Origin of the sequence: Streptosporangium sp. NPDC005286 (genome assembly GCF_040607515.1) — a bacterium.
Classification (GTDB): domain Bacteria; phylum Actinomycetota; class Actinomycetes; order Streptosporangiales; family Streptosporangiaceae; genus Streptosporangium.
Map to the genome: position 1 here is coordinate 1 of NZ_JBEXGU010000256.1, position 8,930 is coordinate 8,930.

9 protein-coding genes are annotated in these 8,930 nt (G+C 67.1%); 5 read left to right on the forward strand and 4 right to left on the reverse strand.

What is annotated here, in order from left to right:
* Positions 1-56: 56 nt before the first annotated feature.
* On the reverse strand, positions 57-2,357 hold the full coding sequence (locus ABZU75_RS43410; RefSeq protein WP_355568348.1) for a glycoside hydrolase family 6 protein: 2,301 nt from the start codon (positions 2,355-2,357) through the stop codon (positions 57-59).
* Positions 2,358-2,850: 493 nt separating this feature from the next.
* On the opposite strand from ABZU75_RS43410, the gene ABZU75_RS43415 reads away from it, so the two are divergent.
* The 3 genes from ABZU75_RS43415 (at position 2,851) to ABZU75_RS43425 (ending at position 5,063) form a co-directional block, all read left to right on the forward strand.
* Complete coding sequence (locus tag ABZU75_RS43415; RefSeq protein ID WP_355568350.1) at positions 2,851-3,840, forward strand: LLM class flavin-dependent oxidoreductase; 990 nt, start codon at positions 2,851-2,853, stop codon at positions 3,838-3,840.
* A 513-nt stretch (positions 3,841-4,353) separates the two neighbouring features.
* Complete coding sequence (locus ABZU75_RS43420; protein WP_355568353.1) at positions 4,354-4,887, forward strand: PadR family transcriptional regulator; 534 nt, start codon at positions 4,354-4,356, stop codon at positions 4,885-4,887.
* 2 nt (positions 4,888-4,889) lie between these two features.
* Positions 4,890-5,063, forward strand: a complete 174-nt coding sequence (locus ABZU75_RS43425) for an ATP-binding cassette domain-containing protein (protein ID WP_355568356.1) — start codon at positions 4,890-4,892, stop codon at positions 5,061-5,063.
* Positions 5,064-5,443: 380 nt separating this feature from the next.
* On the opposite strand, the gene ABZU75_RS43430 is transcribed toward ABZU75_RS43425, so the two are convergent.
* The 3 genes from ABZU75_RS43430 to ABZU75_RS43440 all read right to left on the reverse strand — a co-directional run bounded on the left by ABZU75_RS43430 (position 5,444) and on the right by ABZU75_RS43440 (position 7,181).
* Positions 5,444-5,917 carry a hypothetical protein gene (locus tag ABZU75_RS43430; protein WP_355568360.1) on the reverse strand — a complete coding sequence of 158 codons (474 nt, stop codon included), beginning with the start codon at positions 5,915-5,917 and terminating at the stop codon, positions 5,444-5,446.
* Between the two features lie 10 nt (positions 5,918-5,927).
* A complete protein-coding gene (locus ABZU75_RS43435; protein WP_350962668.1) occupies positions 5,928-6,716 on the reverse strand; it encodes a hypothetical protein in 789 nt (262 codons plus the stop codon).
* Positions 6,717-6,950: 234 nt separating this feature from the next.
* Positions 6,951-7,181 carry a helix-turn-helix transcriptional regulator gene (locus ABZU75_RS43440; protein ID WP_355568364.1) on the reverse strand — a complete coding sequence of 77 codons (231 nt, stop codon included), beginning with the start codon at positions 7,179-7,181 and terminating at the stop codon, positions 6,951-6,953.
* Between the two features lie 382 nt (positions 7,182-7,563).
* On the opposite strand from ABZU75_RS43440, the gene ABZU75_RS43445 reads away from it, so the two are divergent.
* Positions 7,564-7,818 carry a hypothetical protein gene (locus ABZU75_RS43445; RefSeq protein ID WP_355568367.1) on the forward strand — a complete coding sequence of 85 codons (255 nt, stop codon included), beginning with the start codon at positions 7,564-7,566 and terminating at the stop codon, positions 7,816-7,818.
* Positions 7,815-8,273, forward strand: coding sequence for an ATP-binding protein (locus ABZU75_RS43450; RefSeq protein ID WP_355568370.1), 459 nt, complete (start codon positions 7,815-7,817; stop codon positions 8,271-8,273). The genes ABZU75_RS43445 and ABZU75_RS43450 overlap by 4 nt, the downstream gene beginning before the upstream one ends.
* The last annotated feature ends 657 nt before the right edge of the window (positions 8,274-8,930 follow it).

Consider the following 8,930-nt stretch of genomic DNA (forward strand, 5'->3'; position numbering starts at 1 on the left):
GGGCGGCGGAGCTTCGCAGGTCGGGTCCCGCGGGGGCGGGACCCGGGATCAGCTGACTACGGGAGCGCCGGGTAGGCGTTCTGCAGCAACTGGCGGAACTGGGCGGAGAACCAGTGGCCGGAGACCGGCGCGTCGGCCAGGGCGCCGCTCATGCTGTTGCCGTTGCGCGCGTTGCCGGTGTAGGTCGGGTCGCACATCCGGTCGAAGCCCTTGCCCTCGTTGTTCGGGATCTCCTTGCTGGAGCCGTCGGACTCACCCGGGGGCTTGATCCAGACGTAGGCGTCCAGACCGGCGGCGGGGCTGGCCTGCGGGCGCTCGCCCAGACCGGCACCGCTCTGGTTGCACCAGTTGCCGGCGTGGATCCGGCGGTCCACCCGCGACTGGTTGACGAAGGTGTTCATGTCGGTGGAGGTGCTGGCAGCGGCCGGACGGGCCGAGCCTCCCCAGCCGTTGCGGGAGGTGTCGATCAGCATGCCGATGTTCGACTTGAAGCCCTTCTGGATCAGCGTGTTCCGGAAGGCCTGGGCGAAGGACAGCTCGTCGACGTAGAAGTTCCAGTCGACCCAGCTGGACTGGCGGACGCTCTGGCCGTTGACCAGGGTGTTGATGGTGAAGTGCGGCTCCTTGAGAGCCGAGTAGTTGGCGGTGTTGGTGATGAAGCCGTCCACGCTGTCGAAGCCCTTGATGGTGCCGGAGACGGTGCTCGCGAACAGGTCGGCGGACGGGCCGAAGTTGGTGTCCCAGCCGAGCCAGCCGTGGTGACCGGCGTCGATGTAGGTGTAGACGTTGTTGATCGCGTGCAGCTTGTCCAGGGCGTAGCGGACGCCGTTGACGTAGGCGCCGCTGTCCTTGGCCTCCTGGCACTTGGCCACGTTGAGGTTGGTGATCAGGTTGGGCAGCGAGTCGATCTCGATGATCGACACGATCCGCAGGGCCGCGTACTTGGGCTCGGCCATGATCGCGGCGATCGGGTCGATGTACTCGGTCTTGTAGCGGTTCAGGCCGTTCTGGGAGATGAGCAGCTCACCGTTGGAGGCCAGCGCCGAGCAGTCACGGTTGGGCAGGTTGTAGATGACGAACTGGATCGTCAGCGGCTTGCTGCCGTTGGCCGCGTCCTGGCGGAGCGCCTCGTCCAGGTGGGCCCGGAGGCCCATGGCCGAGGAGGAGCCGGCGATGGCGGCGATGCGGTCCAGCCACACACCGGTGGAGATGTTGGCGACCGCGCTGCCGCCCGGCTCGGCGGCGGCCTTGGCCGACCAGTCGGGGTTCACGTAACCGGTGGCGTCGGTGTACGGGTTGTCAACGTGGCCGACCGGCGGGTTGCCGTCGTCGTCGGCCTCGGTGGCGGTGACCGTGGCGCTGGTGTAGCCACTGGCGGCGGCCGTGATGGTGGCGGTGCCGTTGGTCTGGTCGGCGTCCTGGGCCGCCGAGACCGTCACGTTCTGCGCCGTGTTCCAGTTGGCGGTGGTGAAGGTCAGCGTGGAGGGCGAGATGGTGATGTCGCTGTCACCGGTCTTGCTCAGGTTGACCGTGACGTTGCCGGTCGGCGCCTGGCTGAGCCTGAAGCCGACGGTCGCGGAGCCACCCTCGGGGACGCTGACGGAGGTCGGGGAGGCGACGATCGACGGGGTCGAGGTGCCGGCCACGGTGAAGGGGACCGCGGCGGTCTCGGTGGAGAGCGCCGGGGTGGCGTTGTCGTACGCCTTGGCCTTGGCGGTGTGGGAGCCGGCCGCCAGGCCCGTGGCGGAGTAGGAGTAGGGGGCGGTGGTGTCGGTGTTGACCAGCGTGCCGTCGACGTAGAACTCGACCTTGCTGACCGCGCCGTCGTCGCTCGCGGTCGCCGTGAGCGGCACGGCGGCGCCGGCCTGGTAGGAGGCGCCCGAGGCGGGGCTGGTCAGGCTGACCGTGGGCGGCTGGTTGCCGGGGGTGGTCCCGCCGCAGGCCACGCCGTTGATCGTGAAGGAGGTCGGCTTGGGGTTGGTACCGGACCAGCTGCCGTTGAAGCCGATGCTGGTCGAGGCGCCGGTGGCCAGGTTGCCGTTCCAGTCCAGGTTCTTGGCGGTGACGGCCTGGCCGCTCTGCGCCCAGGTGGCGCTCCAGCCCTGGGTGAGCTGCTGGGTGGTCGTCGGGAAGCTGAACCCGAGGGTCCAGCCGGTCAGCGGGTCACCGAGGTTCTTGACGGTCACGCTTGCGGTGAAGCCGCCCTGCCAGTCGTTGGTCGTGTAGGCGACGTCGCAGGCGACTGCGGCGTGCGCGGTGGCGGCTTGCCCGGTGGCAAGGCCGGCGGCGGCCACCAGCAGTGCCGCCGTGGTCGCCGCCCGATTACGCCAGGCGTGGCGACGCGAATTGACTCTCATGCGTGATCATCTCCAGGACGATGGTGGGAGCGCTCCCATAGTCCGGATGTTTCACCCGTGTGTACAGCTTGTTGCACGTCGGAGCCCCTGAATTAGGACCGCCCTGGCCCCTGACCTCACCGAACGGGTTTCGAACCCGATGAAAGTTTCAGAGCCCTGTCCGCGACCGGTCCGGAATGGTGCGCACCGGCCACCTGTGGACGAACTCCGAGGCGCCGCGGATCTCGCCTCCAGATCGCCTCCGGAAAGCGCGTTCCCGAGTACCGTCACCGCAACACGGACCTGGAAGCCGTTCGCGGAGGACACGCCGCATGCGGGGAAGGTCAAGGCCAGGCTGAAGGGGGTGGTGAGCTGAGGGCCGTTCACCCCCACCACGGTGGATTCCGGTGCCGTCCCGGCGAGCGGCGCTGAAATAACCGCAGCACCGGCGCCGTTGCACAGAACTCGAAGGGGTGCACGCTCCTCCCTCCCCGCGATGAAAGGCTTGCTCTCCATGGCTCTTCCACTCTCCATCCTTGATCTGGCGCACATCGGCGAGGGAGAGACGGCCGCCGACAGCCTGCGGGCCAGCGTTACCCTGGCCCAGCGCGCGGAGGAGTGGGGCTACCGGCGGATCTGGTACGCGGAGCACCACAACATGCCCACCATCGCGTCCTCGGCGACCAGCGTCCTCATCGCCCACGTGGCCGCGCACACCCGGACGATCCGCCTCGGAGCCGGCGGCGTCATGCTCCCCAACCACTCCCCGCTGACCATCGCCGAGCAGTACGGAACCCTCGAAACGCTGCATCCGGGGCGCATCGACCTGGGTCTCGGCCGGGCGCCGGGCAGTGACCAGCAGACCGCACGAGCCCTGCGCCGCGGCCCGATGGCCGCGGACGACTTCCCGCAGGACGTCTTGGAGCTGCAGGGATACCTGACCGGCGAGTCCCGGATCCCGGGCGTCGACGCGACGCCGGGCAAGGGCACCGACGTGCCGCTGTACATCCTCGGCTCCTCCCTGTTCGGAGCCAGGCTCGCCGCCGCACTCGGGCTGCCGTACGCCTTCGCCTCCCACTTCGCGCCGAACGCGCTCCAGGACGCCGTCTCGCTCTACCGGCGCGAGTTCAAGCCGTCCCGGCAGCTGGATCGCCCGTACGTCATCGCCGGCGTCAACGTCCTCGCGGCCGACACCACGGCCGAGGCGCAGGAGCAGTTCCTGGCCATGAAGCGCAGCCGGGTCAGCCTGCTGCTCGGCCGGGGCCGGAAGTTCACGCCGGAGGAGGCGGACGGCATCCTCGCCTCCCCCGCGGGGCAGCAGATCCTCCAGATGGCCACCTACTCCGCCATCGGGACCCCGGCCGAGGTGACGGACTATCTCGACCGCTTCGCCGAGAACTTCCAGGCCGACGAGCTGATCACCGTCTCGGCCTCCCCGGACCGGAAGGCCTGGCTGCGCTCCTTCGAACTCCTCGCGGAAGCCCGCGGCCTCCTCGCCACCTGACGTTCGACGGCGGCGTGAGCCACCGAAACCCGGCGTGCCACTTTCCCGGCACCGGGCGCTCCACAGGTCCCGTGTGTGACCACGATGTCCTCAAGTGCTCGATCAGGGGCCGCACGCCGTAGCCCGGCGGGGACGGGTGCCCTGAGGGCATCCGTCCCCGCCGGTCCACCTCCTCCTACGGGTCGGCCTGGCCGCCGGCACCACCTGGTCCACCGCCCTGCTCAGCAGCGGAGCCGCCGGCGCCGCCACCATGAGCCTGCTCATCCGCCTGCTCGACCATCACCGCGACAAGCGCTGAGCGGCCGACCTCGAATCGGGCCGCACCGGTCTGACCGGCGCTTCACCGGTTGAGTTTGAATCCTCGCCGGGACAGGTCCACCGGCCCGCCCCATTACCTCGGCCTTCCCTCCATCCCTCAGCTGACGGCGAGCCAGTCCAGGAGATCACCAGATGTCGCGTTTTGACACCTCGAATGGGTAACCGCTATCTATTGGCCAACCGTTAGGGGGTGACATGCAGGACGCAGTGCTGGCGATGCTCGCCAAGGAGCCGTCGCACGGGTACCACTTGCACGCTCGGCTGCGGCGGAGTCTTGGCCCGCTGGGCGAGTCGATGAACCGCGGTCAGATCTATGTGACGTTGGCCCGGTTGGAGCGAGCGGGACTGGTTGCCTGTGAGCGGGCGGACGGCCTGCCCGAACGGCCGGAGCGCAAGGTCTATGCGCTGACGCCGGCCGGGCAGCAGCGGGTGGCCGCCTGGCTGGCCGAGGTGGGCTGGCCGAAACCGGACCTGGCGGAGTTTCATCTCAAGCTCGCCGCTGCCGCCGCGGCCCGGCTGGCCGACCCGGTGGAGCTGGTGGCGGCGCAGCGCCGTGAGTTGCTGCGCCGCTTGCGTGAGGCGCAGCAGGCGGCGCTGGCCGAGCCGGCGGGGTCGGGCGCCGGCCTGCTGCTGGAAGGGGTCGTGCTGCGGTTGCAGGCGGACCTGCGCTGGCTGGATGCCTGTGAGCGGGCCTGGTCCAAGGTCGATGACGAAGTTGAAGGTGGATGAACGTGTCAAGTGCCGCGGTCCGGGCCTGCGGCCTGGTGAAGACGCACGGTCAGGGGCAGAGCCGGGTCCGCGCGGTGGACGAGGTCGACCTGGAGGTGCCGCAGGGACAGATGCTGGCGGTGATGGGACCCAGCGGCTGCGGGAAGCCGACTATCAAGTTAGGGCTCTCTTTGTAGCCGGATCGTTGTAGGCTTCCGCAGGTCAAGGGGCCTTACGGGGACCTTTCCATGCCAGTTGCCTAGGGCGCTCCCCTGCCGGATGCGTCGGCTCGCTGTCTAGGTCCAACTCTTCGGAACGGTCGGCACCATGTGGGGTCCCACATCTCCCCCCAACCCCCATAGCTGCCGACACCGGGACTGCGACCGGGTTCTGTCAAGGGCGGCTTTGCGTGTACCTGTCCCCGGTGACCTTCCAGGTGCGCTGGTTGTCCTACGGTCACAGCCGTGCTTGACGGGTTCCGGGAGCCCCGGACAATGGGGCGGCGGGGGCGCCCACCCGCACGCGCCACGCGAATCGGCGCGCGGAGCGGGCCGTGTAGACCGAACAGACGTAGCCGTCAGCGCTGAGCCCCTTCAGGCCAGATGACATGAATCTTCAGCCCTCGCTCTCTGGCTTCAGCTACGACATCTGCCGTTCCGCCGTATGCCCTGGCAGGCTTGCCGTCCCAGACGGCGAGTAGCTCGTCAGCGTGATCAAGCATGAAACGGCTGGCCACCATGTGTGACTCAGATGTGGACTCGATGAAATCCATGGCGTGAACCTGCTTGGCTCTGGCGAGTAACGCGTCGTACTCCTGGTGCGCCTCGACGGGTAGTCCTTCCCGGTACTGTCTGGCGGAGGTCACGACCTCCAGCACTCCGCCTAGGTCGATGACGGCTCGGGCGAAAATCTGATCAGCTCCGTCCGCGAGACATGACAGGCCCGTGATCGTAGGGGCATGTTCGGCAAGCAGTGAGCGAATAGCGTCGTCGATCAGGGTAGTGATCGCGGGGGAAAGGCCCCGGTGTCCGGAGACGGCGATACGGATCATGGCCTTCTTTCTATAGGAGAGTCGCGCGAAGACGCTCGTCGAACGCGCGGGCGCTACCTGTCATTGGACCGCCATAGGTTCGGCGGAACCGTCTAGCACGTTGGATGATCCGCTCTGAGCCGTAGGTGATCCCTACCGTCAGGGCGTTTGATACCAGGTGAAAAGCCTCGTCATAGTCCCCGGACATGGCCTTGGCAGTGGCGATCTCAGTCATGAGCACTCCACGTTGCTTGATGGCTGGTTGGACCGATGACAACGACTCAGCGAACGCGGCCACGGCTTCGCCTGCGCGGCCGAGTCGCACCATGACCAGTGCGCGATAGCCCGCGAGTTTCGCATCATCGAACGGGAAGACCCAAGGCCACGGCGGTGCTGCTGCCCGTTCGCTGGCAATCACTGCGGATTCAGCCTCTCGTAACGCGGCTACAGCGGCGGGGGCGTCATGGGCGGTCGCGTGGCCGAGTGCCTCAATGCTGTACAGCCATGCTCGCGCGGTTGCCGGTGGCTGTTCACCTAGTTCCCTCCGCGCTTGGGCGAGTAGGTCTAGCGCCAACATGGGATCATCGGCGTCGATCTCGAAGGCGGCCAGACTGCCGATCATGTAAGCCGCCAACAGGGAGTGTTCGGCCTGGCGGGCGCTGTCGATCGCCAAACGGTAGTAGGTGCGCGAGGTGCCGATGTCGTGCATGTCGGCATGAAGCCATGCGGCGAAACCAGCGGCTTCGCTCATCACTGCACGGATGTCACTGGCGAAGTCGGACTGGGCAGCGCGTCCGAGGACACGGTTCGCCAGATTCACATGGGCTACGGCTCCTCGGGCTAGCTCATTAGCGGGCGTCGTTGCCTCTAGGCGTCGTTGAGCGCCGGTGATGCTGGTCAAAGCGGGTGCGGTGGTTTCGTCTACCTCCGCACGTTTAGGCAGGGGTAGGGCTGCGAGAGCCGTGAAAGCTACTGCCTTGCCGAAGTCTCTGCGTTTCGTTGGATCGTCATCCCCTCGGGCGCCGAATCGGAGCAAATGAAGTGGAAGTCCGATTCAGACTGATATTTCCCGGACCTGGTCCACCGTGAGCGGCTGACGATTCCGCAGCACTTTAGAAACCCAGCTCTGGGAGTAGCCGACCGCCTCGGCTAGTTGGCCCTGCGTCCATCCGTTGACCCGCTGCACCTCAGCGAGGACGGCGGGAATGTCGCACTCCGCGAGAGCGGCTGCTACGGCGGGTGTGGACCAGAACTGAAGCGAGGGACGGCCTTGGTCCTGTCTCATAACGTTAGGTTAGGCGCGGAAGTGCTACCGCACAGATATTCGCGAGAAGAATAATCCCAGTGCTGCCAGTGCTACGGCATTAACTAGGGCCAATGCCCGCAGCGATGATCTCCTTATGAGTGCTTCTCCACTCCGTACAGCAGGGGCTACGGCTTGCGCTCAAGAGTCGCGACGCTCCTCCTGTCTGCACTAGAGGCATGGCGTAGCCCTCGTTCTCATCCAGGCTCATAAAAGAGCGGACCCGCCTCAGTGATTGCGCACTGGACGGGTCCTTGACCGCACGCTGGAGGTGCGATCCATGGATCATCCTAGAGCCGGGCGCTCTAGTGAAGCGACGACAGGGAAGCGGGACAAAGCATCCGCTGTCGTACGGCAACCAGTCGTGAAAGATCCGCAGGAGGACCGGTACATCCATCTTGTCCGGCTGGCCTGGGATCTCCGCTTGCTTGGTGCGGAGACGACGGTGGAACTCCCCCGGACCGGCGAACCGCGTGTGGTGATGCCGCGCACGGTGGGGGACCTGCGGGTGTTCGCCCTCATGCGCGGCGGGAGATGGCTCTTCTCGTGGGGGCGGAGTCAGTGGATCGACGCTCTTGACGAGAGGGCGGCGCAGCGTATCCACGAGGCGGCGCGGTGAGCCGGGAAGACGTCTACAGCGCGGTAGAGGCGATGCTCCAGCGCCGGGACGGGCTATGCATCGTCGGTACTCGCAATTTCAGCGGTGACGTGCGGTCGGCGGGGCAGGCTCGTAGATGGGTGGTGGATCTGCTGAGTCCGCATTGCTTCTCGGGCGAGGTCCTGGAGACGGTGAGGCTGTTGGTCAGCGAGGTCGTGACGAACAGCATCCTGCACAGTGATTCGGGCATTGACCCTGAGGGGCTGGTCACGGTCGCTGTGGGGCTGGGTAGGGACGTGATCCACATCGAGGTGATCGATGAGGGATCGTCGGTCAATGTTCCGGCGATGCGGCCAGCGGGTGAGGACAGTCTCAGCGGGCGGGGCCTGAACTGGGTCCATCGCCTGTCCAGCGGTTGGGGCTCTGATCATGACCCGGAGATAGGTCGCGCGGTCTGGTTCCGGCTGGCCTGCTGACCCTTTGAGCTGGTGCGGCGGTGCGTCATCCCCACGCTGATTGGCCGTCGCACCTGGCCGGGGAGGTCTCCTGAGTTTTGAGGGCGCTCGTGGAGACCTCCCCGTTGCCCGCCGGAGCTGTGAGCCCCATAGGTGGTGTGAGGTACGGGGGAAGACGTGATTCGCCCGTATCTCCCATCGCAAATGGCACTGCCCCAGGGACGGGGTGCCAGATGGAGTACGGGGAGGGGCGATCGAACAGCGGTCGCCCCTCCTGTTTTTGTGTCGGCAGACGAGCAAGATCAATTACATGATGCCCGCGGGGCCTTTTCAAGATCACGGAGCGGAGCGGCCGGCGCAATCCAAAGGAACCCGAAGGGTCCGCGTAGCGGTTGGGCCGGTGGTCGGAGCGGCCTTGGCGGGCGGGTGTTGGGCGTCACGGCCTCTCGCGATCGGTACGTCACCGATAAGACGTACTGCGCGGGCGTACGTCATTTCGTCATCTGGGGCCTCGGCGGCGGCGCGTTGACGGTCGGCGGGTGCGGTTGGCTGCGGCGGGTGGATTGGTGCGGCGGGCGGCGGGGTCTGCCTGTCCCCGCTGGGCGGGCGCGGGGCGGGACCGGCCTCCAGGCCGCATGCCCGGCCTCGATGTCCGCGCGGCGGGGACGGGCACGCCCC

Excerpts from the sequence above, each read along its gene's own strand:
- ABZU75_RS43415 (WP_355568350.1), top strand. The coding sequence starts at position 2,851 with ATGGCTCTTCCACTCTCCATCCTTGATCTGGCGCACATCGGCGAGGGA.
- ABZU75_RS43430 (WP_355568360.1), bottom strand. The coding sequence starts at position 5,917 with ATGATCCGTATCGCCGTCTCCGGACACCGGGGCCTTTCCCCCGCGATC.
- ABZU75_RS43410 (WP_355568348.1), bottom strand. The coding sequence starts at position 2,357 with ATGAGAGTCAATTCGCGTCGCCACGCCTGGCGTAATCGGGCGGCGACC.
- ABZU75_RS43440 (WP_355568364.1), bottom strand. The coding sequence starts at position 7,181 with ATGAGACAGGACCAAGGCCGTCCCTCGCTTCAGTTCTGGTCCACACCC.
- ABZU75_RS43420 (WP_355568353.1), top strand. The coding sequence starts at position 4,354 with ATGCAGGACGCAGTGCTGGCGATGCTCGCCAAGGAGCCGTCGCACGGG.